This window comes from Nocardioides sp. (assembly GCF_036267815.1).
Taxonomy (GTDB): Bacteria; Actinomycetota; Actinomycetes; order Propionibacteriales; family Nocardioidaceae; genus Nocardioides.
In genome coordinates this window covers 1-24,670 of record NZ_DATAVI010000043.1, presented here as the reverse complement: position 1 = coordinate 24,670, position 24,670 = coordinate 1, and the positions used below count along the sequence as shown (strand labels likewise).

Annotated in this window: 22 protein-coding genes; 15 read left to right on the top strand and 7 right to left on the bottom strand. The window is 71.4% G+C overall.

The window, feature by feature from the left end:
- The first annotated feature begins 248 nt into the window (after positions 1-248).
- Complete coding sequence (locus tag VHW64_RS09415) at positions 249-1,292, top strand: LacI family DNA-binding transcriptional regulator (protein ID WP_329650281.1); 1,044 nt, start codon at positions 249-251, stop codon at positions 1,290-1,292.
- Positions 1,293-1,305: 13 nt separating this feature from the next.
- Here VHW64_RS09415 and VHW64_RS09410 read toward each other — a convergent pair whose 3' ends face one another.
- The 3 genes from VHW64_RS09410 to VHW64_RS09400 all read right to left on the bottom strand — a co-directional run bounded on the left by VHW64_RS09410 (position 1,306) and on the right by VHW64_RS09400 (position 5,604).
- The gene (locus tag VHW64_RS09410; RefSeq protein WP_329650280.1) at positions 1,306-2,091 is read right to left on the bottom strand and encodes a hypothetical protein; all 786 of its coding nucleotides are present in this window, start codon (positions 2,089-2,091) and stop codon (positions 1,306-1,308) included.
- Positions 2,092-2,710: 619 nt separating this feature from the next.
- On the bottom strand, positions 2,711-3,130 hold the full coding sequence (locus VHW64_RS09405; RefSeq protein WP_329650279.1) for a hypothetical protein: 420 nt from the start codon (positions 3,128-3,130) through the stop codon (positions 2,711-2,713).
- An 83-nt stretch (positions 3,131-3,213) separates the two neighbouring features.
- Positions 3,214-5,604: a bifunctional salicylyl-CoA 5-hydroxylase/oxidoreductase gene (locus VHW64_RS09400; RefSeq protein ID WP_329650278.1), complete on the bottom strand. Its 2,391-nt coding sequence runs from the start codon at positions 5,602-5,604 to the stop codon at positions 3,214-3,216.
- A 157-nt stretch (positions 5,605-5,761) separates the two neighbouring features.
- Here VHW64_RS09400 and VHW64_RS09395 point away from each other — a divergent pair, with 157 nt between their 5' ends.
- Genes VHW64_RS09395 through VHW64_RS09375 form a run of 5 tightly spaced genes read left to right on the top strand, consistent with a single transcriptional unit; the run spans position 5,762 to position 10,170 of the window.
- Positions 5,762-6,979 carry an acyl-CoA dehydrogenase gene (locus tag VHW64_RS09395; RefSeq protein ID WP_329650277.1) on the top strand — a complete coding sequence of 406 codons (1,218 nt, stop codon included), beginning with the start codon at positions 5,762-5,764 and terminating at the stop codon, positions 6,977-6,979.
- Between the two features lie 12 nt (positions 6,980-6,991).
- Positions 6,992-7,822, top strand: coding sequence for an enoyl-CoA hydratase family protein (locus VHW64_RS09390; protein ID WP_329650276.1), 831 nt, complete (start codon positions 6,992-6,994; stop codon positions 7,820-7,822).
- On the top strand, positions 7,819-9,003 hold the full coding sequence (locus tag VHW64_RS09385) for an acyl-CoA dehydrogenase family protein (RefSeq protein ID WP_329650275.1): 1,185 nt from the start codon (positions 7,819-7,821) through the stop codon (positions 9,001-9,003). The genes VHW64_RS09390 and VHW64_RS09385 overlap by 4 nt, the downstream gene beginning before the upstream one ends.
- A gap of 28 nt (positions 9,004-9,031) precedes the next feature.
- The gene (locus tag VHW64_RS09380) at positions 9,032-9,778 is read left to right on the top strand and encodes an SDR family NAD(P)-dependent oxidoreductase (protein ID WP_329650274.1); all 747 of its coding nucleotides are present in this window, start codon (positions 9,032-9,034) and stop codon (positions 9,776-9,778) included.
- On the top strand, positions 9,778-10,170 hold the full coding sequence (locus VHW64_RS09375) for a RidA family protein (protein WP_329650273.1): 393 nt from the start codon (positions 9,778-9,780) through the stop codon (positions 10,168-10,170). The genes VHW64_RS09380 and VHW64_RS09375 overlap by 1 nt, the downstream gene beginning before the upstream one ends.
- 256 nt (positions 10,171-10,426) lie before the next feature.
- Here VHW64_RS09375 and VHW64_RS09370 read toward each other — a convergent pair whose 3' ends face one another.
- Both VHW64_RS09370 and VHW64_RS09365 read right to left on the bottom strand, forming a co-directional pair.
- The gene (locus tag VHW64_RS09370; protein WP_329650272.1) at positions 10,427-11,227 is read right to left on the bottom strand and encodes a PaaX family transcriptional regulator C-terminal domain-containing protein; all 801 of its coding nucleotides are present in this window, start codon (positions 11,225-11,227) and stop codon (positions 10,427-10,429) included.
- The gene (locus VHW64_RS09365; protein ID WP_329650271.1) at positions 11,220-12,833 is read right to left on the bottom strand and encodes an AMP-binding protein; all 1,614 of its coding nucleotides are present in this window, start codon (positions 12,831-12,833) and stop codon (positions 11,220-11,222) included. The genes VHW64_RS09370 and VHW64_RS09365 overlap by 8 nt, the downstream gene beginning before the upstream one ends.
- An 89-nt stretch (positions 12,834-12,922) precedes the next feature.
- On the opposite strand from VHW64_RS09365, the gene VHW64_RS09360 reads away from it, so the two are divergent.
- Positions 12,923-13,102 (top strand): hypothetical protein, encoded by a 180-nt coding sequence (locus VHW64_RS09360; RefSeq protein ID WP_329650270.1) that lies wholly within the window; start codon positions 12,923-12,925, stop codon positions 13,100-13,102.
- 4 nt (positions 13,103-13,106) lie between these two features.
- Here VHW64_RS09360 and glgA read toward each other — a convergent pair whose 3' ends face one another.
- Positions 13,107-14,294 (bottom strand): glycogen synthase, encoded by a 1,188-nt coding sequence (glgA, locus tag VHW64_RS09355; protein WP_329650269.1) that lies wholly within the window; start codon positions 14,292-14,294, stop codon positions 13,107-13,109.
- 74 nt (positions 14,295-14,368) lie between these two features.
- On the opposite strand from glgA, the gene glgC reads away from it, so the two are divergent.
- The 7 genes from glgC to katG all read left to right on the top strand — a co-directional run bounded on the left by glgC (position 14,369) and on the right by katG (position 23,227).
- A complete protein-coding gene (gene glgC / locus VHW64_RS09350) occupies positions 14,369-15,619 on the top strand; it encodes a glucose-1-phosphate adenylyltransferase (RefSeq protein ID WP_329650268.1) in 1,251 nt (416 codons plus the stop codon).
- A gap of 21 nt (positions 15,620-15,640) precedes the next feature.
- A complete protein-coding gene (locus VHW64_RS09345; protein ID WP_329650267.1) occupies positions 15,641-17,113 on the top strand; it encodes a purine-cytosine permease family protein in 1,473 nt (490 codons plus the stop codon).
- Between the two features lie 7 nt (positions 17,114-17,120).
- Complete coding sequence (locus tag VHW64_RS09340; RefSeq protein ID WP_329650266.1) at positions 17,121-18,542, top strand: amidase; 1,422 nt, start codon at positions 17,121-17,123, stop codon at positions 18,540-18,542.
- A gap of 161 nt (positions 18,543-18,703) precedes the next feature.
- A complete protein-coding gene (locus VHW64_RS09335; protein WP_329650265.1) occupies positions 18,704-19,141 on the top strand; it encodes a hypothetical protein in 438 nt (145 codons plus the stop codon).
- A 64-nt stretch (positions 19,142-19,205) separates the two neighbouring features.
- Positions 19,206-20,372, top strand: coding sequence for a site-specific DNA-methyltransferase (locus tag VHW64_RS09330; protein WP_329650264.1), 1,167 nt, complete (start codon positions 19,206-19,208; stop codon positions 20,370-20,372).
- A gap of 115 nt (positions 20,373-20,487) precedes the next feature.
- Complete coding sequence (locus tag VHW64_RS09325) at positions 20,488-20,934, top strand: Fur family transcriptional regulator (RefSeq protein WP_329650296.1); 447 nt, start codon at positions 20,488-20,490, stop codon at positions 20,932-20,934.
- 25 nt (positions 20,935-20,959) lie between these two features.
- Positions 20,960-23,227 (top strand): catalase/peroxidase HPI, encoded by a 2,268-nt coding sequence (gene katG, locus VHW64_RS09320; RefSeq protein ID WP_329650263.1) that lies wholly within the window; start codon positions 20,960-20,962, stop codon positions 23,225-23,227.
- Between the two features lie 69 nt (positions 23,228-23,296).
- Here katG and VHW64_RS09315 read toward each other — a convergent pair whose 3' ends face one another.
- Entirely contained in the window at positions 23,297-23,527 is a 231-nt protein-coding gene (locus tag VHW64_RS09315) for a hypothetical protein (RefSeq protein WP_329650262.1), read from the bottom strand.
- Between the two features lie 231 nt (positions 23,528-23,758).
- Here VHW64_RS09315 and VHW64_RS09310 point away from each other — a divergent pair, with 231 nt between their 5' ends.
- Positions 23,759-24,559, top strand: a complete 801-nt coding sequence (locus tag VHW64_RS09310) for a hypothetical protein (RefSeq protein ID WP_329650261.1) — start codon at positions 23,759-23,761, stop codon at positions 24,557-24,559.
- The last annotated feature ends 111 nt before the right edge of the window (positions 24,560-24,670 follow it).

Here is a 24,670-nt window from a genome sequence, read left to right as displayed (position 1 = left end):
AGCGCGCCACGAATGTGTACGTTCACAACCGTAGCCACAGATTGTCGCTCTTGCCTAGCCCAAAGTTCGAGAACGAGCAGAATTACTCCTAGGATTCACGAGATTCGGCAGGGCGGCATGTTGCACGCGCTGGAGGAAACGTTCACACTAGGGAGGTCCGGTGCGCCGCCACCTCGTCGCGTGACGACGACCGGGCTCGTGACGAACGCCGGGTCGCGCCGGCCTGACGAGAGGCGTGGTGACCTGGCATGGGGCGATCCCGCAAGCGCGGAGCTGACGGCGGCGAGGGCACGCGCCCGCCAACCATCGTCGACGTCGCGGCGCGGGCTCAGGTGTCCTACCAGACGGTCTCGCGGGTGCTGAACGAGCACCCCAGCGTGCGGCCGACCACCCGGCAGGCGGTGCTCGACGCGATGGCCGGGCTCGGCTACCGGCCGAGCAACGCGGCTCGGACGCTGGTCACGGGGCGATCGCGCACGTTGGGCGTCCTGGCCCTCGACGTCGCCGACAGCGACGGCCTGACCCCGCTGTACGGCATCGAGCGCAGCGCTCGAGAGCTCGGGTACTTCGTGGGCATCGGCAACCTGACCTCTGTCGACCGCGCGTCAGTGCGAGCCGCCGTCGACCACCTAGCCGAGCAGTCGGTCGCCGGCCTGCTGGTGATCGCGCCCATCGATGCGGCGGACGACGCGTTGGTGACCGCCCCCTCCGACCTCCCGATCGTCGCGGTCGAGGGGAGCCGGTCGGGCGTCGTGGCCTCGGCGGGTGTCGACCAGGTCGCCGGCGCCCGGCTGGCCACCGAGCACCTACTGGCTCTGGGTCACGACACCGTCTTCCACATCCGAGGCCCCTCGGAGTGGATGCAGACCCAGGACCGTGTCAACGGCTGGAGATCCGCGCTCGAAGCCGCCGGAGCGGATGTCCCGATGCCGCTTGCCGGCGACTGGACCGCGAAGTCCGGCTACGAGGCTGGCCAGGTGCTGTCCCGGGTCTCCGGGCTCACCGCCGTGTTCGCCGGCAACGACCAGACGGCGCTGGGCCTGTTGCTGGCATTCAGCGAGCGCGGCATCCGGGTGCCCGAGGACGTCAGCGTCGTCGGCTTCGACGACGGTGCGGACGCGCCGTTCTACAACCCACCGCTCACGACGGTCCGCCAGGACTTCCGGGCCGTGGGCCGCACCGCGATCAGCATGCTCGTCAACCGGATCGAGGATGGCGCGCGGGACCTCGACCACGACCTGGTCGAGCCCGAGCTCGTCGTACGCCAGAGCACAGCCTCGGCCCGTGCGTAGGGACGGACTTGTTTCAGCCGACGAGGTGGGGGGTGGCGGTGAGGATCTGGAGGTCGACGTTGGTGCCGGGGACGGTGAGGGTGTCGGGGATGGTGTGCCAGGGGCCTTGGTTGACGCGGTATCTGCCGGTGTAGGTGGTCTCGAGGCTGGGGTGGGCGGTGTCGGCTCGGGTGTAGCGGTGGGTGATCTGGAGGTTGGGGTAGGGGGCGCCGGGGTCGGTGGTGGTCAGCGTTGACTGGTTGCTGTCGTGGTCGTCGAAGTGCCAGGTGTACTGGGTGGGGGTGGCTTCGATGGTGATGTGTTGGCCGAGCAGGGTGACGGTCTGGGTGGTGGGGTGGGTGTTGGTGGTGTAGAAGTTCGTGGCGAAGTTGACCAGGGTCTTCCCGCCTGGTGGTTGGGTCAGCAGGTCGGACGCCGGCCAGGTCAGGCGCTGGTAGGCGCGTTCGACGAAGCCGGGGGTCAGGCCGGTGATCTGCGCCGCTTGGTCATCGTTCAGGCAGGCCTGCCAAGGCAGGAGGTTGCCGTCCTCCCAGATGTTGTAGACCAGCCCGCCGTCGCAGGTGGGGGTGTCACTGCAGATGGCGTTGTCAGTCGTGCAGGCCTTCTCTACCTTGAACGTGTGGCTGGAGTTCTCGGCGATGTAGGCGAGTGTTTGGGTGGCGGACTGGACACATCCCTCCCCCGCGCTTCCGATGTCTGTCGCACCGTGGCATTTCCGGTCGCTTGACGCCTGTGTGGGTGCACCCGCTAGACCGAGCAACAGGGCGATGGTCGCGACCAGAGACCCAAGCCTGATCATGACGCCAGCTCGGCCTTGTAGGCGACCTGCCAGGACCCCTGGGAGGGGCGGAGCTGCAACAACTGGGTCGTGACACCACCCGCGAGCCGTCGGAGGGGACCGGGTGTCGACACCCTGTATTTGGTTGGCATTGACCTGTTCCTCACCGCAAAGGTCGTTGCCGATCCTCGCTTCGACTGGATGTGGATCCACCGGATTCGCCATCCACCCCATCTCACGAAGCCGCCTGCCGAGTAGTACGAGCGAATCGTGCGAGCCAGCCGCCGACACGCGTCGCACTCCGCGCTCAACGAGAGATAGGTGTAGGTCTTGCCGGAGTTCTCCATGTTCTTTTCGATGGCGGCCCAGCGGCGGATGAAGTGCTGTGGGGTCTCGCGCTTCGGCGGGTGACTCGGTGATGGCGAGGTGGACGAGGGCGCGACGGGTGGGTCGGCGATGGAGGTGCTGTCACCGCAGGCGGTGAGCAGGAGTGCCGGAGCCAGCAAAGCGGCGGCAAGGGTCAGTAGGGAACGCATCGAAGCGGAGCCTCCCGAGACGGCGGGTCGATGTCGGCAGCAACGTACTCACCCCCGGGGGTGGCTGGCACCCGCCGATCCCACCCTCTGGATGATTCGCATGCTCACGCCGGTTCCGCGAGCAGGTCGTCGAGGACCAGCGGCACCACGTCGTGGTCGTGGGCGAGGTGGGTCACCTGGAGGGGAGCGCCGATGCGACGCCCCGCGTCGTGCAGGACTCTCGCCCAGCCGAGGTCATCCGGGGTCGGCGTCCCGCCGCCCGGCCGCGTCCGCAGAAACGCGAAGGAGGTGTCCGGCTCGACCAGCCGCTCGAGGATCTCGCCGAGCTTCTGGGCGAGCTCGGGATCGGGTGCGTCGGGCATCTCGGAGAACTCGGTGATCTGCGGCAGGGGAAGGTCGTCCTCGATGACGACGAGCCACAGCGAGCACGACGAGAAGCCGAGCGGATTCATCAGCCGACGCCACAGCCCCTCGACATCGGACTGGCTGCGGATCACGGGCTGGAAGGGCGGCGGTTTGTCCATGGCCAGACCCTCCTCCGATTTCACGGGGGGCGTCGTCGCTCATCCACAGGCCCTCCGCGGTCGGGTCACCCGGCCGGACCCGGTCAGGGACGCCAGCGGCGGTGGCTGGTGCCGCCGCCACCCGACCGGATCAGGTCGAGCCGCGGCTTCGGTCCGTCGGTGCGGCCGGTCTGCGGCTTGCGGCGTCCCGCGCGCCAGGGGTCGGGCCACACCGCGCCGGGTCCGTCGTAGTCCTGCTCGACGGAGGCATGCAGGGTCCAGCTCGGGTCGTACAGGTGCGCCCGGCCGAGTGCGCAAAGGTCGGCTCGGCCGGCCATCAGGATCGAGTTCACGTCGTCGTACGACGAGATCACGCCCACCGCGATCGTCGGGATGCCCAGCCGGTTGCGGATCGCGTCGGCGTACGGCGTCTGGTAGCTGCGGCCGAACGCCGGCCGCTCGCGCTTGGTGACCTGGCCGGTCGATACGTCGATGGCGGCGGCCCCGGCCTCGGCGAACGACGAGGCCACGGCCAGCGCGTCCTCCAGCGACTGGCCGTCGTCGACCCAGTCGGTGGCGGAGATGCGGACCGTCATCGGCTTGGTGGCGGGCCAGACCGCGCGCATCGCGTTCCACACCTCGAGGGGGAAGCGCAGCCGGCCGGCGACGTCACCGCCGTACTCGTCGGTGCGCCGGTTGGTCACCGGCGACAGGAACCCCGACAGCAGGTAGCCGTGCGCACAGTGCAGCTCGAGCAGGTCGAAGCCCGCCTCGTCCGCGCGCCGAGCGGCCGCCACGAACTCGTCGCGGATCGCGTCGAGGCCCGCGCGGTCCAGCTCGAGCGGCGTCTGGTTGTCCGGCGAGTAGGCCACGGGGGAGGCCGCCACGACGTCCCAGTTGCCCGAGTCGAGCGGCTCGTCGATGCCCTCCCACATCAGCTTCGTCGACCCCTTCGCGCCGGAGTGCCCGAGCTGGCACCCGATCGCGGCCGACGAGCCGGCGTGCACGAAGTCCACGACGCGCTTCCACCCATCGCGCTGCTCGTCGGTCCACAGGCCGCCGCAGCCGAGGGAGATCCGGCCGGTCGCCGAGGGGCAGATCATCTCGGTCATCACCAGGCCGGCGCCGCCCAGCGCCTTGCCGCCCAGGTGCACGAGGTGGAAGTCCGTCGGCACGCCGTCCTGCGCGACGTACATGTCCATCGGCGAGACGATCACCCGGTTGCCGAGCGTGAGGCCGGGCCCCTCGGGCGCGGCCAGCGTCACCGGCTGGAACATCGGCGGGGTGTCGGGCCGGCCGTCGCAGTGCGCGGCGTACCACTCCTCACAGCCGGCCACGAACTCCGGGTCACGCACGCGCAGGTTGTCGTAGGTGACGCGTCGCGAGCGGGTCATGATGTTGAACGCGAACTGGGTCGGCTCCTGGTGGACGTACTGCCCGAGGTTCTCGAACCACTCCAGGCTGGCCTGCGCCGCGCGCTGGGTTGAGAGCACCACCGCCTTGCGCTCCTCCTCGTACGTCGCCAGCGCGGTCTGCGTGTCGGGAGCCTCGTGCAGGCACGCCGCCAGGGCCAGTGCGTCCTCCATCGCGAGCTTGGTGCCCGAGCCGATCGAGAAGTGCGCGGTGTGGGCCGCGTCGCCGAGGATCACGACGCTCGCCCGCCCGGGCTCGGCGTGCACCCAGTGCTCGTTGCGCACCGTCGTGAACGAGATCCAGCGCGAGTTGTTCGCCATCACCTCGTGGCCGCCGAGGATGTCGGAGAAGAGCTCGCGCACCAGCGCGATCGACTTCTCGTCGGACTCGCCCGGCGCCCACTCGCGGTCGGCCAGCTCCTCGAAGCCCGCCCGGCGCCAGACCTCGCTGGTCATCTCCACGATGAACGTCGAGCCGGTGGCGTCGTAGGGATAGCCGTGGATCTGCATCACGCCGTACGGCGTCTGGCAGACGTAGAACTTGAAGGCGTCGAACACGAGGTCGGTCCCCAGCCAGATGTAGCGGCAGTCGCGCACGTCGAGGCTCGGGCGGAAGGTCTCGGCGTATCGACGGCGTACTGCGGAGTTGAGCCCGTCGGCAGCCACCACCAGGTCGTGCGACGCGGTCAGCTCGTCGATGTCGGGCGCCTCGCTGCGGAAGTGCACGGTGACCCCGAGCTCGCGGCAGCGCTCCTGGAGGATCTCCAGCAGCCGCCGCCGGCTCATCGCGGCGAACGCGTGACCACCGCTGGTCACGACCTCCCCGGCGACGTGCACGTCGATGTCGTCCCAGATCGCGAACTCCCGCTGCATCTGTGCGAAGACCGCCGGGTCGGCGTGCTCGATGCCGCCCAGGGTCTCGTCGCTGAAGACGACGCCGAAGCCGAAGGTGTCGTCGGCCGCGTTGCGCTCCCAGACCGTGATCTCGTGCGGCAGCCCGCCTGGACGCGTCGTGGCGAGCTGCTGGGTGAGGGCCGAGAAGTAGAGGCCGCCGGGACCCCCTCCGATCACCGCGATGCGCATTTCGCCTCCCGTCGAGGGACGGTTGAAGGGGTAGTCCCTGACAGAAATGTCCGGGCCGGGGGGCTGGCGGGGCAAAACTGTCAGGGACTACCCAAAAGTAGCGTCTTCTTGACGGGCGTTGTCAAGGCGCAATAGCGTCGTGAGTATGGTCGGCGAGGTGAGCGAAACCGCGCCGGAAGGCCCTCCCGAGGGCTCCGAGAACGGCTCCGCCGACCCGTGGGGCTTCGGGCTCACGCCCGAGCAGACGGCGTACGCCGGGTGGGTGCGCTCGGCGGTCCGGGGCCTGCCCGCGACCGGCCCGGTGCACGGCGCGGTCAACCGCCCGCTCCTGGTATCCCTGGGCGGTTCGGGCCTCCTGCGGGGGCTCTTCGGCGGAGACCCGGGCCAGCCGCCGCACGACGCGGCTGCCATGCGGCTGTGCCTGCTCCGCGAGCTGATCGCGACCGTCGACACCGAGGCCGAGACCGCCCTGGCGCTGCAAGGCCTCGGCGCCTACCCGATCCTCCAGTCCGGCTCCGAGGCGACCCGCGAGCGCTGGCTGCCCGGCGTCGTCTCCGGGGAGGTCGTGCCGGCGTTCGCCCTCTCCGAGCCCGACGCCGGCTCCGACGCCGGGGCGCTCGCCCTCGAGGCGCGACCGGCCGGCGACGGCTGGACGCTGCACGGCACCAAGACCTGGATCTCCAACGCCCCTGATGCCGACGTCTACTCGGTCTTCGCCCGCACGACGCCAGGGGCCAAGGCGCGCGGCGTCACGGCGTTCGCCGTCGCCGGAGACGCGCCTGGCCTGACCGGCGACCGCCTCGACATGGTCTCGCCGCACGCGCTGGGCACCCTCCACTTCGACGGCGTCCGCGTCGGCCCGGCCGACCTCCTCGGCGAGGTGGACCAGGGGTTCGCCGTCGCGATGCGCACCCTGGACCTGTTCCGGCCCAGTGTCGGCGCGTTCGCCGTCGGCATGAGCCAGGCCGCGCTGGACGCCAGCCTGGCGTGGGCGAGCGAGCGCGAGCTGTTCGGCGGGCGCCTCGTGGACCAGCAGGCCACCCAGCACACCCTGGCGGAGATGTCGACGCGGACCGAGGCCGGACGGCTTCTCGTTCGCCGTGCCGCCGCGGCGTACGACGCGTGGTCGCGCCAGGGCCGACCGGCGAGGGGAGCGAACGTCGTCACCACGACCGCGGCCCAGGCCAAGCTCTTCGCCACCGAGTCCGCCCAGTGGGTGGTCGACCAGGCCGTGCAGCTGCACGGCGCGCGCGGCCTCCAGCGCGGCCACCTCGTCGAGCGCCTCTATCGTGAGGTGCGGGCGCCGCGGATCTACGAGGGCGCCTCCGAGGTGCAGCGGACCATCATCGCCCGCGGACTCATGGCTGAGTCATAGGAGGGGGGGTCAGTGACGAGATATCGCGCCAGCGCGGGGATCACCGACGACTGGCAGCACTTCGGCTTCTCGGTCTCCGACGGGGTCGCGACCGTCACCTTGAACCGTCCCGACAAGCTCAACCCGCTCACCTTCGAGTCCTACGCCGACCTGCGCGACCTGCTGGCCGAGCTGCCACACCGCGGTGACACGAAGGTGCTCGTGATCCGCGGCGAGGGCAAGGGCTTCTGCGGCGGCGGCGACGTCAACGAGATCATCGGCGAGCTGATCGCGATGGACGCCGACGGACTGATCGGCTTCACCAAGATGACCGGCGACGTGATCCGGGCGATGCGCGAGTGCCCGATCCCGATCATCGCCGGCATCCAGGGCATCGCCGCGGGCGCGGGCAGTGTGGTCGCGATCGCGGCCGACTTCCGCATCTGCACGCCCCAGGCACGTTTCGCCTTCCTGTTCACCAAGGTCGGGCTCTCCGGCGGCGACATGGGCGCGGCGTACCTGCTCCCGCGGCTGGTCGGCTATGGCCGGGCCACCGAGCTGCTGATGCTCGGCGACACCATCGACGCCGAGACCGCCGACCGGTACGGCCTGGTCACCCAGCTCCTCGACGAGTCCGGCGACCTGGACGCCGCCTGCACGGCCCTGGCCCGCCGGCTGGCCGACGGGCCGACCCTCGGCCTTCAGCAGACCAAGTCGCTGATCACCCGTGAGCTCGACATGCCGATGGGGCCGGCCATGGAGCTCGACGCGATGACCCAGGCCCTGCTGATGACCACGCACGACCACGCGGAGTTCCACGCCGCCTTCAACGCCAAGCGACCCCCCGAATGGACGGGACGATGACCCACGACCTCACGCCCCACGACTTCCTGGGCGTCGACGGCCTGCTGACCGACGAGGAGCGCGCGATCCGCGACACGGTCCGCGACTTCGCACGCGACGAGCTGGCTCCGCACGTCGCGCAGTGGTACGACGAGGGCACCCTGCCCGATGACCTCGGTCCGCGGCTGGGCAAGCTCGGCCTGCTGGGCATGCACCTCGAGGGCTACGGCTGCGCCGGCACCAGCGCGACGGCGTACGGCGTGGCGTGCCGCGAGCTGGAGGCCGTCGACTCCGGGCTCCGCAGCTTCGTCAGCGTGCAGGGCTCGCTGGCGATGTATGCGATCCATCGCTGGGGCAGCGAGGAGCACAAGGACCAGTGGTTGCCGCGGATGGCGACCGGCGAAGCGGTCGGCTGCTTCGGCCTGACCGAGTCCGACGCCGGCAGCGACCCCGGGTCGATGAGGACGCGGGCCCGTCGGGACGCCCCGGGCGACGAGCAGAGCGACTGGGTGCTCAACGGCTCGAAGATGTGGATCACCAACGGCACCCTCGCCGAGGTCGCGGTCGTCTGGGCCCAGACCGACGACGGGATCCGGGGCTTCGTCGTCCCGACCGACACCCCGGGCTTCAGCGCGCACAAGATCCAGCGCAAGCTCTCCCTGCGCGCGTCGGTCACCGCCGAGCTGGCCTTCGACGACCTGCGGCTGCCGGCGGACGCGGCGTTCCCCGAGGTGCGCGGGCTGAAGGGTCCGCTGTCCTGCCTCAACGAGGCTCGCTACGGCATCGTCTGGGGTGTCGTCGGCGCCGCCCGCGCCTGCCTGGAGGAGTCGCTGTCCTACACCTCCGAGCGGGAGCAGTTCGGCCGCCCCCTGGCGTCGTTCCAGCTGACGCAGCGCAAGCTGGCGCTGATGGCGATCGCGGTCAACAACGCCGCGCTCGTGGCTTGGCGGCTGGGTGCCCTGAAGGACGCCGGCACGCTGACGCCGATCCAGGTCTCCTACGGCAAGTACTCCAACGTCCGGGCGGCGCTCGACGTCGCGCGCGAGGCGAGGACGACGCTCGGGGGAGCGGGCATCACGCTCGACCACTCCGTCATGCGGCACATGAACAACCTCGAGACCGTGATGACCTACGAGGGCACCGAGGAGATGCACCTGCTCTCGCTCGGCGGTCAGCTGACCGGGATCCCGGCGTTCCGGTGAGGGACGACGTCGCGGCGCGGGGACGACGATGATCGCGCTGGTCACCGGTGCCTCGAAGGGCATCGGTGCGGCCTGCGCGCTCGCCCTTTCGCGGGCCGGGCATCGCGTGGCGCTGGTGGCGCGCGACGAGGCCGCGCTTCGAGACGTCGCCGTCTCCCTGCCGGGTGAGTCGCTCGTCGTACCCGCGGACCTGCTCGACGCCGTGGCGACGGAGGCGGCGTTCGCCCGCGTCGAGGAGGCGTGGGGACCGGTCGAGATCCTGGTGGTGAACGCCGGCGCCTCGATGTCGGCGCCCCTGGTCCGCACGACGGATGAGGACTGGCAGCGGATGCTCGACCTCAACCTCACCTCGCCGTTCCGCTGCCTGCGGCGGGCGCTCCCGGCGATGACCGCGGCCGGCTTCGGCCGGGTCGTGGTGATCGCCTCGACCGCGGGGCGGGTCGGCACGCCGCGGATCGCGGCGTACACCGCCAGCAAGCACGGCGTGCTCGGGCTCGTGCGCGCCGCCGCGGCGGAGGTCGCGAAGACCGGCGTCACGGTGAACGCCGTGTGCCCGGGCTACGTCGACACCCCGATGACCGACGCGTCGGTCGCCAACATCGCGGCAGGAACCGGTCGCTCGGAGGGCGAGGCGCGCGACATCCTGGCACACATGCAGCCCATCGGCCGGCTGGTGACCGTCGAGGAGGTCGCCTCGGCGGTCCTGCTCTGCGTCGACAACGCGGCGGTCAACGGGCAGGGCATCAACGTCGACGGAGGGACGGTGCAGAGCTGATGGCGATCGAGCGCGTCAACCCGGCGTCCCTGGCCAGACCTGCCGGCTTCTCGCACGCCGTCGTCGGCCGGGGCACGACCGTGTTCCTCGCCGGGCAGACCGGCATGGACGCCGAGGGGGCGATCGTCCCGGGGGGCGTCGTGGCGCAGTTCGAGCAGGCGCTGGCCAACCTGCTGACGGCGCTCGACGCCGCGGGTGGCACCCCCGGCAACCTCGCCTCGGTGACGATCTACATCGTCGACATGGACGAGTACCGCGCCCGGGCGCGCGAGATCGGCGCCGTCTGGCGCAGGCTTGCCGGCGGTGACTATCCCGCGATGGCCGGGATCGGCGTCCCCCGCCTCTGGGACGCCGACGCCCTCGTCGAGCTCCAGGGCCACGCCGTCCTCTAGCCCGTTGAGATGCGCCTTCCGACCCGTTGAGATGCGCCTCCGACCCGTTGAGTGGCGCCTCCCGACCCGTTGAGTGGCGCCTCCCGACCCGTTGAGTGGCGCCTTCCGACCCACCCCCGACCCGGTGGGGCTCGGTGGCTCCGCAGCGGGCTCGGTCCCCTACGACGTCCAGGTCGCGGGTCTGCCCGCCGCTCCGCACACGCCCACCGGGTCGGGTGGGTCGGAAGGCGCCACTCAACGGGTCGGGAGGCGCCACTCAACGGGTCGGAAGGCGCATCTCAACGTGGTGGTGGGCGGGGGCGCGGAGACGCTGGTCGAGCTCGGCGAAGAGGTCGCCGGCGCGGACGCCGGGCCAGCCGGCGGGCAGCAGCTCGAGCGGGATGCCCGGGTCGAGGTAGGGCAGGCGGCGCCACGCCGTCAGCATCGGGACGTACGCCGTGAACGCGCGAGCCGGGGTGGGGGAGCGCAGCCGGGTCAGCGCCCGGTGCTCGGCCACGAACTCGTCGTACAACGCGGCGATCGCCGCCAGGTCCCACCACTCCGCGACGCGCACGTCGGCCGGACCGGAGCCCAGGTAGGCACCCCGGAACAGCTCGGTGTACGACGTGAGCCCGGCCCGGTCGAGCGCCGCCAAGGTCTCGTCGTACGCCGTGCCGGGCGCGATCCAGACGCCCGGGGCGGCGGTGCCGAACCCCAGTCGGGTGAGCAGCGAGCGCAGCTCGTGCCGCTTCCCCCGCTCCGCCTCGGGGACGGAGAAGACCGCCATCAGCCAGCCGTCGCCCACCGACGCCCGCGGTCGCGACCAGATGCGGGCATCGCCCTCGCGCAGCACCGCGACGGCCGTCGCCGACAGCTGGTAGCCGGCCTGGCCCGCATCCTTGGCCGGCTCGAGCACGCCGCGCTTCTTCAGCCGCGAGACCGACGACCGGGTGGCCGACGCGTCGACGTCGAGCTCGGCCATCATCGCGATCAGCGAGCGGACCGACAGCCAGTTCGCGTCGCGCGCGTACAGGCCGAACAGCGACAGGATCAGGTGACGCGGTGAGTGCTCAGGCATCGGCAAGCGGCGCCGGCTCGGTCGACGTCAGCGCTCGCAGCCGGAAGCGCTGGAGCTTGCCGGTCGCGGTCTTCGGCAGCTCGTCGACGAGCTCGACCGACCGTGGGTACTTGTACGGCGCGATCTGGGCCTTGCAGAAGTCCTGGAGCTCGCTGGTGCTGACGTCCCCGGAGTCCGGGCCCAGCACGACGTACGCCTTGACGATCATGCCGCGCGCCTCGTCCGGAACGCCGACCACGGCGCACTCGGCCACCGCCGGGTGCTCGAGCAGCGCCTCCTCGACCTCCGGGGCGGCGATGTTGTAGCCCGAGCTGACGATCATGTCGTCGCTGCGCGCCTGGTACCAGAAGTAGCCGTCGTCGTCGCGCAGGAACGTGTCGCCGGTGAGGTTCCAGCCGTTGCGGACGTAGGAGAGCTGGCGGTCGTCGTCGAGGTAGCGACACCCGGTCGGGCCGCGGACCGCCAGCCGGCCGGCCTCACCCGCCGGCAGCTCGTGGCCGTCGTCGTCGACGATCGTCGCGGCGTAGCCCGGAACCGCGCGCCCGGTCGAGCCCGGCCGGATGTCGTCGCCCGCGGCGGAGATGAAGATGTGCAGCATCTCGGTGGCGCCGATGCCGTCGATGATCTCGACGCCCGTCGCCGCGCGGAAGGCCTCCCAGGTCGCCTTCGGCAGATGCTCTCCGGCCGAGACCGCCTTCCGCAGGGAGGGCACGGTCCGGCCGGCGGCGATCATCGCCTTGTACGCCGTGGGGGCGGTGAAGCACACGGTCACGCCGTGCTCGTCGATGAGGTCGGCGAGCTCGACGGGTGTCGCCTTCTCGACCAGCAGCGTCGAGGCGCCCACGTGCAGCGGGAAGAGCAGCACGCCGCCCAGCCCGAACGTGAAGGCGTACGGCGGGGTCCCGGTGAAGACGTCGTCGGCGGAGGGCCGGAGCACCCGGCGCGCGAACGTCTCGCAGATCGCGAGCACGTCGCGGTGGAAGTGCATCGTCGCCTTCGGCCGCCCCGTCGTGCCGGAGGTGAAGGCCAGCATGGCCACGTCGTCGCTCGAGGTGGCCACGTCGTCGAAGGTGTCCGGCTTGCCCGCCAGCCGCCGGGCCCAGTCGTCGTCGCCGTAGGCGATCGTGGGTACGCCGAGCGGCTCGACCGCCTCCAGGAACCGGTGGTCGACCAGGGCCGCGTCGAGGTGGGCGATCTCGTGGATCGTCCGGAGCTCGCCGGTGCGCAGCAGCGGCATCGTGGTGACCAGGACGGCCCCGGCCTTGAGCACGCCGAACCACGCCGCGGACAGCCACTGGTTGTTGGGTCCGCGCAGCAGGACGCGGTTGCCGGGGACGACTCCGAGGTCCTCGACGAGGACGCGCGCGACGCGGTTCGCCGCCGCCACCAGCTCGCCGTACGACCAGGTGGGCAGGCCCGGCTGACGCAGGCACGGGCGGTCGGCACCGAGCCGGGCGGCGACGTCGTCGAGCAGGGACGTCGCGCAGTTGAGGCGGTCGGGGAACCGCAGCTCGGGAAGCTCGAAGGTCAGCTCCGGCCACTGGTCGGCCGGCGGGAGATGGTCACGGCAGAACGTGTCGACGTGGGCCGACGGGAGCAGCTCCATGCCGGTCAACGTATGCCCTGTCTGTGACGACGGGCAAGAGAACGCGATACCAACGTGCGGCGACTGGCACGGCGTACGCTGGGAGCACCATGTGGCCCGCCATCTACGTCGTCGTCGCGGTCGCCTTCGTGGTCTGGCTGGTCCGGACGCCGTTGGTCCGGGCGCACCTGCGCGGTCGCGGCAAGGATCCCGGAGACGCCGGGACCCGCGTCGACGGCAGGTTCCCGCGCAACGGCGGCAGCTACTACTTCGACGGCAAGGAGCGCTGAGCGCTCAGACCAGGGCGTCGTAGATGGCCCGCGTGCGCTCGGCGATGGCGTCCCAGGAGAACGACGCGATGGCCCGCCGCCGACCCGCCCGCCCCATCTCGGCCGCTCGCCCGGGATCGGCCAGGACCGAGGTGAGCGCCTCGGCGAAGTCCGCGACGTAGCGGTCGGGGTCCAGGGGTGCGCCGGTCCCGTCACCGGCCTGCTCGATCGGCACCAGCAGCCCGGTCTCGCCGTGCACGACGACCTCGGGGATGCCACCGGTCGCGGTGGCGACCACGGCGGTCTCGCAGGCCATCGCCTCGAGGTTGACGATTCCCAGCGGCTCGTAGATCGAGGGGCACACGAAGGCGGTGGCGGCCGAGAGCAGCGCCACGACGTCGGCTCGGGGCAGCATCTCGCGGATCCACACGACGCCGTCGCGCGCTGCCGCGAGCTCGGCCACGAGCGCCTCCACCTCGGCCAGGATCTCGGGGGTGTCCGGGGCGCCGGCACACAGCACCAGCTGGACGCCGGGCGGCAGCTCCCGGCAGGCGCGCAGGAAGAGCGGAAGCCCCTTCTGGCGGGTGATCCGGCCGACGAACACGACCGACGGCCGGTCGGGGTCGACTCCGTGCGAGCGCACGACGTCGGGCGCGTCGACACGGCTCCAGCTCGTCGTGTCGATCCCGTTGTGCACGACGTGCACCCTGCCGGGGTCGATGTCGGGGTAGGCGTCGAGGACGTCGTCGCGCATCGCCGCGGAGACCGCGATCACCGCCGCCGCCGCGAGGTACGACGTGCGCTCGGCGAAGGACGACACGGCGTACCCGCCGCCGAGCTGCTCGGCCTTCCACGGGCGCAGCGGCTCCAGTGAGTGGGCCGTGACGACGTGCGGCACGTCGTACAGCAGTCCGGCGAGGTGGCCGCCCAGGTTGGCGTACCACGTGTGGGAGTGCACGAGCTCGGTGCCCGCGCAGCCCGCGGCGATCTCGAGGTCGACGCCGAGCGTCTGGAGCGCGGCGTTCGCCTGCGCGAGCTGCGGGAGATCGGCGTACGCCGAGACGCCGGCCTCGCCGCGCGCCTCCCCGAACGCCTGCACGTGGACGTCGAGGTCGGGCAGTCCGCGGAGTGCGCGCACGAGCTCGGCGACGTGCACCCCCGCCCCGCCGTAGATGGCCGGCGGGTACTCCTTGGTGAGAACGTCGATGCGCACGTGCCGACGTTAGTGCCGCGTCCCTTGCAGCGGGACCCTCGACCGGCGGGCTCGTACATGGCTACGGTGCGACCATGAGCACGAGTGGTCGTCTTCGGGTGCTGGCCATCGTGCTCGCCGGGGGTGAGGGGAAGCGGCTGATGCCGCTGACCGCAGACCGCGCGAAGCCCGCGGTGCCGTTCGCCGGCATCTACCGGCTCATCGACTTCGCGCTCTCCAACGTCGTCAACAGCGGCTACCTCAGGGTCGTCGTGCTGACGCAGTACAAGTCGCACTCGCTGGACCGCCACGTCAGCTCGACCTGGCGGATGTCGACGTTGCTCGGCAACTACGTCACCCCCGTCCCGGCGCAGCAGCGCCGCGGGCCGCACTGGTACCTCGGGAGCGCCGACGCGATCTACCAGTCCCTCAACCTCATCAACGACGACAAGCCGGACATCGTGGTCGTCGTGGGCGCCGACCACGTCTACCGGATGGACTTCGCGCAGATGGTGGCCCAGCACGTCGACCGCGGCGCGTCGTGCACCGTCGCCGCCATCCGGCAGCCGATCGAGCTCGCCGACCAGTTCGGCGTCATCGACGTCAGGCCCGAGGACCCGCACTCGATCCGTGACTTCCTCGAGAAGCCCAAGGCCCCGGAGGGCTTGCCGGACAGCCCCGACGAGGTGCTGGCCAGCATGGGCAACTACGTCTTCGACGCCTCGGCCCTGGTGGAGGCCGTCACCCGCGACTCCGACATGCAGGGCTCCAAGCACGACATGGGCGGCGACATCGTGCCGGCGTTCGTACGCCGCGAGGAGGCCGCGGTCTACGACTTCAAGGACAACGAGGTTCCTGGGGCCACCGACCGCGACCGCGGCTACTGGCGTGACGTCGGCACGATGCGGTCCTACTACGACGCCCACATGGACGTCGTCTCGCCGCTGCCGGTCTTCAACCTCTACAACGGTCACTGGCCGATCTACACCGACTACGGCCCCCAGCCGCCGGTCAAGCTGGCGAAGGGCGCCGACGGCTCGGCCCCGGCCGCCGAGGAGGCCCTGCTGTCGCCCGGTGTCGTGGTCTCGGGCGGCGAGGTACGCCGTTCGGTGCTGTCGCCGGCGGTCCGCGTCGAGCAGGGGGCCGTCGTCGAGGACTCCGTGCTCATGGACGCCGTGCTCGTCGGACCCGGCGCCGTCGTACGCAACACCATCATCGACAAGGGCGTCCGCGTGCCGGCCGGTGCGCAGGTCGGTGTCGATGTCGAGGTCGACCGAGCCCGTGGGTTCATGGTCGAGGACGGCCTCACGGTTCTCGGAAAGTTCCAGCCATTTCCCCCTGAGTGACCCACCTGGAAAGGACGTCGCATGACGGCCACTGCTGAACCCCGTCGAACTGCCGTCGAGATCCGCTCGATCGACTACGTCCCGCTCAGCGAGCGGCACGGCAAGCTCTGGCACCTCGGTCCGCTGTGGTTCATGAGCAACGCCCAGATCGCCACGCTCGCGGTCGGTGTCCTGGGCGTCGGCGCGGGCGGAAACCTGATCTGGTCGCTGGTGGCGATCCTGCTCGGCGTCGTCGTCGGCACGTTCTTCATGGCCGCCCACTGCTCGCAGGGTCCGCAGCTCGGACTGCCGCAGATGATCCAGTCACGACCGCAGTTCGGCTACATCGGGGCGATCCTGGTCTGGCTCTTCGCCTACCTCCAGTACGCCGGCTTCAACGTCTTCAACACCTTGCTCGCCTCGGAGTCGGTCACCTCGGTCGACGGAGGCGGGATCGGGCAGGTGCGGATCTGGCTGGTCGTGGGGACGGCACTTGCTGCCGCGGCGGCCATCTTCGGCTACGACCTCATCCACCGGATGGAGCAGGCACTCACCTACGGGTTCCTGGTGCTGTTCGGGATCCTCACCATCATCGTGCTGACCCTGCACTATCCGGCCGGGTCCTTCTCCCTGAGCAACTTCGACCTGACGCCGTTCCTGCTCCAGTTCTCCGTCGTGGCGGGCTACCAGATCAGCTGGGCGATCTACGTCTCCGACTACTCGCGCTACCTGCCGCCGGAGGTGACGATCCGCAAGACGTTCTACTGGACCTACGGCGGCTCGGCCCTCGGTGCGGCCTGGATCATGTTCATCGGCTCGGCCCTCGCGGCGTGGGCCGGGCTGAGCTTCAGCGGGACCGGCATCGCCGAGCTGCACACCGTCGGCAACAAGTTCTTCGACGGCTTCGGCGGGATCATCCTGCTCTACTCGGCCCTCGGCCTGCTCTCGGTGACCGCGCTGAACATGTACGGCGGGTCACTCACCCTGATCAGCGCCCTGGACTCGTTCAAGAAGGTCCGCCCGACCTTGACGGTCCGCCTGGCGATGATCGGGCTCACCGCCGCGCTGTCGTTGGTCGTCGCCCTCGCGGTGGCCAACAACGACTCCTTCCAGGCGAACTTCTCGAACTTCCTGCTGCTCGTCCTCTACTTCTTCATCCCCTGGACGGCGGTCAACCTGGTCGACTTCTTCATCGTCCGGCGCGGCCACTACGCGATCGCCGAGATCTTCAAGCCCGACGGCATCTACGGCCGCTGGGGCTGGCGCGGCATCGTGTCCTACCTGGTCGGCTTCGCCGCGATGACGCCGTTCTTCAGCACCGAGCACTACTCGGGCTGGGTGGCCAACGCCGCGCACGGCGCCGACTACTCGCTCTTCGTCGGTCTCCCGGTCGCCGGTCTCCTCTACTGGTGGCTGTGCCGCTCGGTCGACACCGAGGCCGAGCGCCGCCTGGCCGAGGAGCAGGCCGACATCCTCGAGCAGGAGGCGATGGCGCACGAGCGCACGGAAGGGTGAGCCGGGCGTGACGCCTCGCGACGCGACCGCGATGGCGGCCGCCGTCCGCGCCGGGACGACGACCGCCGAGGAGCTGGTGGCCGAGGCGCTGGCGCGGATCGGTGCCTGGGACGGCGCGGTCAACGCCTTCACCGTCGTGCTGGGCGAGGAGGCGCTGGCGCGAGCCCGCGAGATCGACGCCGGGCTCGCCGGCGACCTCACGTCGTACGGCGCGCTGGCGGGGGTGCCCGTCTCGGTGAAGGACCACGTCTGGATGGCGGGCCAGCCCGCGACCAACGGCTCGCTCGCGCAGCGCGACTTCGCGCCGGCCGAGGACGCCGTCCCCGTCGCGCGGCTGCGAGATGCCGGAGCCGTGATCGTCGGGAAGACCAACAACCCGGAGTTCTGCTACCGCGGCTACACCGACAACGCCGTCTTCGGCCTGACCCGCAACCCGTGGTCGCTGGACCGCACGCCCGGCGGGTCGAGCGGGGGAGCGGGTGCCTCGGTGGCGTACGGCGCGACCCCGCTGGCCCTGGGCACCGACGGCGGCGGCTCGATCCGGATCCCCTCGGCGTTCTGCGGCGTCGCGGGACACAAGCCGTCGTTCGGCCTGGTGCCGAAGCTCCCGGGGTTCCGCGGCTGGCCCACGCTGTCGGTCGACGGCCCGCTGGGCAGCTCCGTGCGCGACCTCGTGCTGGCGCTGAGCGTCATCGGCGGCGCGCATCCCGCGGACCCGCTGACCTGGCCGGTGACGCTGGCCGACGAGGGTGCCGTCGACTGGTCCCGGCTGCGGGTCGCGGTCTCGGAGGACCTCGGCTGGGCGCCGGTCGAGCAGGAGGTGCGGGCGTCCTTCCGGGCCGCCGTGGACCGGCTCAGCGACGACGGGGCCCGGATCGTGACGGCCCACCCTGACGCCGGCTACCCGACGCAGCTGTGGAACGCCATCGCCCTGCCCGAGGGCTTCGCCTCCGAGGGGCCGTTGCTGTCCGGACCCGGCCGTGACGGGGTCGACGCGGCCTCGCGCGAGATCACCGAGTCCGGTCGCGCGGCCACGGCGGCGGACTACCTCGACGCGCAGGAGCGCCGAGTCGCCTTCACCCGGACCTGGCAGGAGTTCTTCGGCCACGACGACGGCTACGACGTGCTGCTCACGCCCTCGATGCCCGTCCCGGCGTTCTCGACCGACGTGTCGGGCCCGGCCGAGATCGACGGCACCCCGGTCGACCCCTTCTTCGACGACTGGTGCGTGCTGGCGCTGCCCGCCAACCTCACCGGGCAGCCCGCGACCGCCGTCCCCATCGGATGCGGCGTCGACGGGCTGCCGCTGGGGCTCCAGGTGATGGGCCCGCGCTGGGCCGACCTGCGGACCCTCGCCGTGGCGGCCCGGGTCGAGGCCCTGGCCGGCTTCGACCGCATCCCCGCCCACACCGACCCACCGCCGGCGTGACCGCGGATGGCGCGGAGGAACGACGTGCTGCCCGGGCGCGTCGCCGTCGTGCTTCCGCGTCCGCCCCTCGAACGACGACCCTCCCCGCCCACTACGCGGGGGAACCGGCGTCCGGCGACGGACGTCGGACTCCCATGCGACGAGCCCTCGGAGCCCTGGCCATGACCGCACTGGTGGCGAGCACGGCTGCCTGCGGTTCGTCGTCTCGCGGTGTGGCGACCGATCCCAACATCCCCCAGGCGGGTCCGGTCACCGGCGCCCACGTCAGCCTGGTCTCGATGACGGGCGGCGGCGGCCGGGTGTCCCCGCGCGCCGCCCTGCTCGACACCGACGCCCACGTGCGGGCCTTCGCCGCGCAGTTCGGTCCGCCCGCCATGAGGAACCGCATCCGTGCGGCCGTCGGCCAGGCGCGGACGAGGGGTCAGGCGGTGTACGGCGCGGTCGTCGCGCTCGGCTGCGACCGGCCGCCGGGCGCGGTGGTCTCGCTCGACGGCGGAGGCGCGGTGGTGATCACCCCGCGCGACGTCGCCAGCCCGCTTCCGGAGTGCCTGGCCGCCGTGACCACGGTCGCGATCGCCAGCGTCCCGGGCGCCGACTGAGCTACGACCCTCGCAACGGGCCGGCGTCCCCGCCGCGGTGCGCAGAGCCCGTTAGCGTGAGCGGGTGGAGCCGTGGAACGCGTTCGTCGAGGGCGACAACCTCGAGGTGCTGCCACGGCTCGCGCCGGCGTACGGCCCCTTCGACGCGGTCTACCTCGACCCGCCGTACAACACCGGGAACCCGTTCGTGTACGGCGACCGGGTCAAGGGGCCCCGCAGCGCGCGCCACCGCACGTGGGTCGCGATGATGCGCCCGCGCCTCGAGGCGGTGCGCGCGGTCATGAGCCCGCGCGGGGCCGTCTTCGTCAGCATCGACGACCACGAGGTCGCCCACCTGCGCCTGCTCATGGACGAGGTCTTCGGCGAGGACCAGTTCCTCGCCCAGGTCGTGGTGAGCCTCAACCCCAAGGGACGCCAGCTGGGCAAGGGCTTCGCGACCTCGCACGAGTACCTCCTGGTCTACGCACGCTCCGCGGCGGAGTGCGCCCTCGAGGCCTCCAGCCCCTCCTTGGTCGACCCCCGCGACTTCCCGCTGCTCGCCGACGACGGCCGCCGCCACCGCCGCCTCCCGCTGCGCAACACGAACAAGAAGTTCAACCCCGTCACCGCGCCGACCATGCACTTCGCGATCTACGGCGACCCGGTCTCCGGCCGCGTGGCCAGCACGCCGTTCCCCGAGTCGCTGGAGATCAAGCCGGTCTTCGGCGACGGCGCGCCGGCCGTGTGGCGCTGGTCGGCGCCCACGATCGACGCCCGCCCCGACGACCTCGTCTGCCGGTGGGTCGGCACCGGCGAGCGACGCCGCGTCGACGTCTTCCAGCGCGACTGGCTCCACGAGGGGCGCCGCAAGAAGCTGCGCACCATCTGGCTGGCCGAGGAGATCGGGTCGACCGACACCGCGGTGATGGAGCTCAAGGCCCTGGTCGGGCACCTCTTCGAGTCGCCGAAGCCGACCGGCCTGCTGCGACGACTGCTCGAGACCATGCCGGACGACGCCCGCGTGCTCGACCCCTTCGCCGGCAGCGGGACCACCGGCCACGCGGTCGCCCTCCAGAACGTCGCGGACGGCGGGCGCCGTACCTGCGTCTCGGTCAACGCCGGTGAGCCGGCACGACCGGGCTCCAACGCAGACCTGGCGGGCTACCGGCGGGTCTCGGACGTCACCCGGGTGCGGCTGAAGGCGGTCGCCGACGTGGTCGGCGGCGGGTTCGCCGAGTTCGCCGTCACCTGACACAGCCGTGCCGCCCGTCCGGTCGAGCGGGTTCCGGGCGATGGGGAGAATTCTTGACTCGTTCAAGAAAACAGGACAGGATCGCAGGGTGCCCCCAGCCCCGGACTTCCCGCAGATGCTGCGCGAGTCCGGGCTGCGCGTCACCCGCCAGCGCCTCGCGGTGCTCGACGTGCTCGTCGAGCTGGCCCACGCCGACACCGACTCGGTGATCACCGCCGTCCGCCGTGAGCTCCCCGACGTCTCGCACCAGGCTGTCTACGACTCCCTGCGGATCCTCACCGACGCCGGCCTTGCCCGACGGATCCAGCCGAACGGGTCGGTCGCGCGCTACGAGGCGCGCGTCGGCGACAACCACCACCACCTCGTCTGCCGCGCCTGCGGCGCCATCGCCGACGTCGACTGCGCGGTCGGACACGTGCCCTGCCTGACCGCCTCGGATGCCCAGGGCTACGCCGTCGACGAGGCCGAGGTCATCTTCTGGGGCCTGTGCCCCAGCTGCGCCGCCGCGCCCCCCACGACCAGCCACGCCAACCAGACCAGCACGACCGCCGTACACGCCTGAACCCCCACACCGAAAGGTCCCTCGCATGTCAACCGAGCACGACGCCAAGGTCGGCGACATGAACGTCGAGTCCGCCGAAGGTCCGGTCAGCACCGCCGACGTGTCGCAGGAGGGCGCCGGCCAGTGCCCCGTCGCCCACGCGACGTACCCCACCGAGGGTGGCAACAGCAACCAGGGCTGGTGGCCCAACCGGCTGAACCTCAAGATCCTGGCCAAGCACACGCCGGTCTCCAACCCGATGGACGAGGGCTTCGACTACCGCGCCGAGTTCACCGGTCTCGACCTGGCGGCGGTCAAGCGCGACGTCGAGGAGGTGCTGACCACGTCGCAGGAGTGGTGGCCCGCCGACTTCGGCCACTACGGCCCGTTCATGATCCGGATGGCCTGGCACAGCGCCGGCACCTACCGCATCAGCGACGGGCGCGGCGGCGCCGGCGGCGGTCAGCAGCGCTTCGCCCCCGTCAACAGCTGGCCCGACAACGGCAACCTGGACAAGGCCCGCCGCCTGCTGTGGCCGGTGAAGAAGAAGTACGGCAAGAGCCTGTCGTGGGCCGACCTGATCGTCCTGACCGGCAACGTCGCCCTGGAGTCGATGGGCTTCGCGACCTTCGGCTTCGCCGGCGGCCGAGAAGACGTCTGGGAGCCCGACGAGGACGTCTACTGGGGCCCGGAGCAGACCTGGCTCGGCGACGAGCGCTACACCGGCGACCGCGAGCTGGAGAACCCTCTCGCCGCCGTCCAGATGGGCCTGATCTACGTCAACCCCGAGGGCCCCAACGGCACGCCCGACCCGCTCGCGTCCGCCCGCGACATCCGCGAGACCTTCGCCCGGATGGCGATGAACGACGAGGAGACCGTCGCCCTGATCGCCGGCGGCCACACCTTCGGCAAGACCCATGGTGCGGCCGACCCCGGGGAGTACGTCGGCCCCGAGCCGGAGGGGGCGCCGCTGGAGGCGATGGGCCTGGGCTGGCTTAGCTGGTATGCCAGCGGCAAGGGCAAGGACGCCATCACCAGCGGCCTGGAGGTCACCTGGACCTCGACCCCCACGCAGTGGGGCAGCGCCTTCTTCGACAACCTCTTCGGCTACGACTGGGAGCTCTCGAAGAGCCCGGCGGGTGCCCACCAGTGGGTCGCCAAGGACGGCGCCGGCGCGGGCTCGATCCCGGCGCCCGACGCGGGCGGCCCCGGGCGCGCGCCGACGATGCTGACCACTGACCTCGCGCTGCGCCTCGACCCGATCTACGAGCCGATCTCACGTCGCTTCCACGAGCACCCAGGCGAGTTCGCCGACGCCTTCGCCAGGGCGTGGTTCAAGCTCACGCACCGCGACATGGGCCCGATCCAGCGCTACCTCGGCCCCGAGGTCCCGGCCGAGACCCTGCTCTGGCAGGACCCGGTCCCGGAGGCGACGTACGACGCGATCGACGACGCCGACGTCGCCGAGCTCAAGCGGCGGGTGCTCGATGCCGGCATCCCGCTGGCTCACCTGGTCGCGGCTGCCTGGGCCTCGGCGTCGACGTTCCGTGGCAGCGACAAGCGCGGGGGCGCCAACGGCGCCCGGGTCCGGCTCGAGCCGCAGAGCGGCTGGACGGTCAACGACCCCGACCAGCTGGGCACCGTGCTGCGCAGCCTGGAGGGGATCGCCGAGGTCTTCAACCAGGGCCAGGACCGCAAGCGCGTCTCGGTCGCCGACGTGATCGTCATCGCAGGCGCGGCGGCTGTCGAGAAGGCCGCGGCGTCGGCCGGCGTCGAGGTGAGCGTGCCGGTGAGCATCGGGCGTACCGACGCCACCGCCGAGCAGACCGACGCCGAGTCGTTCGCCCCGCTGGAGCCCTCGGCCGACGGCTTCCGCAACTACCTCGGCAAGGGGCAGCGGCTGCCGGCGGAGTACCTCCTGGTCGACCGGGCCAACCTGCTCACCCTGAGTGCCCCTGAGCTGACCGTCCTCGTCGGCGGCCTGCGGGCGCTGGGGGCCAACCAGGGCGGGTCGACCCTCGGCGTGCTGACCGACCGTCCGGGCGTCCTGAGCAACGACTTCTTCGTGAACCTGCTCGACCTCGACACCACCTGGACGCCGACCTCGGACGACGCGGAGACGTTCGAGGGCCGCGACGCGAGTGGCGCCGTGCGCTGGACCGCGAGCCGGGTCGACCTGGTCTTCGGGTCGAACTCCGAGCTACGCGCCCTGGCCGAGGTCTACGCCTGCGACGACGCGGCCGAGAAGCTCGTCCGCGACTTCGTCGCCGCCTGGGCCAAGGTCATGGACCTCGACCGCTTCGACCTCCGCTGACCCCCTCACCGTTGAGTGGCGAGTTCTGACCAGTTGAGTGGCGAGTTCTGACCGGTTGAGTGGCGCCACTCAACGCGGACGGCGGGTGTGCTTGGACTGGATGCGGCTCTCGCGCTGACCGCCGGTGCCGTCGCTACGCCAGGAGACGCCGAGCCCGATGTCGTCGAGATGGTCCTGCCAGGACCCGAACTGGCTGGGATCGGTGGTGTGCCCGCGGAGCATCGCCTTGACCACCGGTGAGCGGACCAGGCAGGCCAGGAGGGCCAGGCCGACCAGCACGCACGCCCCGTAGAAGACCATGGCGCCGGCCTCAGGGCGCCCGGACGGCCGTGACCGGCACCGTCAGCTGGGTCCGGGTCATGGCCATCTCCTCGGTCGCGGGCAGGTTGCTCGGCGTATCCCGACGATACGCAGTCTCTCGCGGTGTTCGGTGCTGTCAACCCGGAGCTACTCCGGGCGGCTGCCTCCCGACATACCGTTGCGTGTCGTCCCACCTGGTGAGATGCTCCGCGCAGTGCCAGAGGGGGACACATGTCCATGTCGCCGACCGCGACCGACCACCACCAACCCGCCTGTGACGCACTCGAGCGCAGCACCCCCGCGCTCGTAGAGGCGATCCGGCGTGCGCCTGCCGAGACCCGGCCCGCGCGGATGCGGTGGACCAACGCCGAGATCGCGGCGCACCTGTACGCATCTGTGGTCGAGTCCCACAAGCTGGTCCGCGGCGTGCCCTCGGCGTACGACGGGGCCGGGCCCTCGGCCGAGCTCGACGAGGAGCTCGTGGCCGCGGTCGAGGAACGGGACCTCTCCCTGCTCGCCGAGATGGTCGACAAGGCCACGCACGCGTTCCTGGGGGACCTGCGCGCGCTGAGCGGGGTCGACCCGGTCTCGATGCCGCGAGCCCGGGTGTCGACCCTGGTCGCCCTGCTGGCAGCCGACCACCATCTGCACGGGGGCCAGCTCGCCGAGACCGCCGGCGGGCAGTGGAACGGCGCCCCAGCAGACCTCCATGCCCCGGTGAGCATGCTCATCCCGTACGCGTTCGACCCCGATGCCGCCGAAGGCTTCACCGGCTCCTACACGCTGCGGCTGACCGGCGTCGTGCCGATCCGCTACGCCGTGGTCGACGGCGAGCTCCAGGACGAGGCGCCTGAGCTCACCGACTGCACGATCTCCGCCGACCCCCAGACGTTCCTGCGGCTGGGGATCGGCGCGGTCTCCCAGCTGCGCGCGCTGGCGACGCTGAAGGTGCGCGCCGGCGGTCGCCGGCCCTGGCTGGCCCGGTCGACGACCCGGCTGTTCCCGCCGATCCCGCACGGCGGGGTTGGCTAGCCCCGCGAGGTGGGAGGAATGGCCCCGCGAGGTGGGAGGAATGGCGCCCCCAAGTGGGAGGAATGGCGCTCTGAGTGGGCCGTTGTGGCCACTCCTCCCACCTCGCGGCGC

Coding starts and splice junctions, on each gene's coding strand:
- VHW64_RS09415 (WP_329650281.1), top strand. CDS start 249: ATGGGGCGATCCCGCAAGCGCGGAGCTGACGGCGGCGAGGGCACGCGC.
- VHW64_RS09410 (WP_329650280.1), bottom strand. CDS start 2,091: ATGATCAGGCTTGGGTCTCTGGTCGCGACCATCGCCCTGTTGCTCGGT.
- VHW64_RS09405 (WP_329650279.1), bottom strand. CDS start 3,130: ATGGACAAACCGCCGCCCTTCCAGCCCGTGATCCGCAGCCAGTCCGAT.
- VHW64_RS09400 (WP_329650278.1), bottom strand. CDS start 5,604: ATGCGCATCGCGGTGATCGGAGGGGGTCCCGGCGGCCTCTACTTCTCG.
- VHW64_RS09385 (WP_329650275.1), top strand. CDS start 7,819: ATGACCCACGACCTCACGCCCCACGACTTCCTGGGCGTCGACGGCCTG.
- VHW64_RS09380 (WP_329650274.1), top strand. CDS start 9,032: ATGATCGCGCTGGTCACCGGTGCCTCGAAGGGCATCGGTGCGGCCTGC.
- VHW64_RS09375 (WP_329650273.1), top strand. CDS start 9,778: ATGGCGATCGAGCGCGTCAACCCGGCGTCCCTGGCCAGACCTGCCGGC.
- VHW64_RS09370 (WP_329650272.1), bottom strand. CDS start 11,227: ATGCCTGAGCACTCACCGCGTCACCTGATCCTGTCGCTGTTCGGCCTG.
- VHW64_RS09365 (WP_329650271.1), bottom strand. CDS start 12,833: ATGGAGCTGCTCCCGTCGGCCCACGTCGACACGTTCTGCCGTGACCAT.
- VHW64_RS09360 (WP_329650270.1), top strand. CDS start 12,923: ATGTGGCCCGCCATCTACGTCGTCGTCGCGGTCGCCTTCGTGGTCTGG.
- glgC (WP_329650268.1), top strand. CDS start 14,369: ATGAGCACGAGTGGTCGTCTTCGGGTGCTGGCCATCGTGCTCGCCGGG.
- VHW64_RS09345 (WP_329650267.1), top strand. CDS start 15,641: ATGACGGCCACTGCTGAACCCCGTCGAACTGCCGTCGAGATCCGCTCG.
- VHW64_RS09335 (WP_329650265.1), top strand. CDS start 18,704: ATGACCGCACTGGTGGCGAGCACGGCTGCCTGCGGTTCGTCGTCTCGC.
- VHW64_RS09325 (WP_329650296.1), top strand. CDS start 20,488: ATGCTGCGCGAGTCCGGGCTGCGCGTCACCCGCCAGCGCCTCGCGGTG.
- katG (WP_329650263.1), top strand. CDS start 20,960: ATGTCAACCGAGCACGACGCCAAGGTCGGCGACATGAACGTCGAGTCC.
- VHW64_RS09315 (WP_329650262.1), bottom strand. CDS start 23,527: ATGGTCTTCTACGGGGCGTGCGTGCTGGTCGGCCTGGCCCTCCTGGCC.
- VHW64_RS09310 (WP_329650261.1), top strand. CDS start 23,759: ATGTCCATGTCGCCGACCGCGACCGACCACCACCAACCCGCCTGTGAC.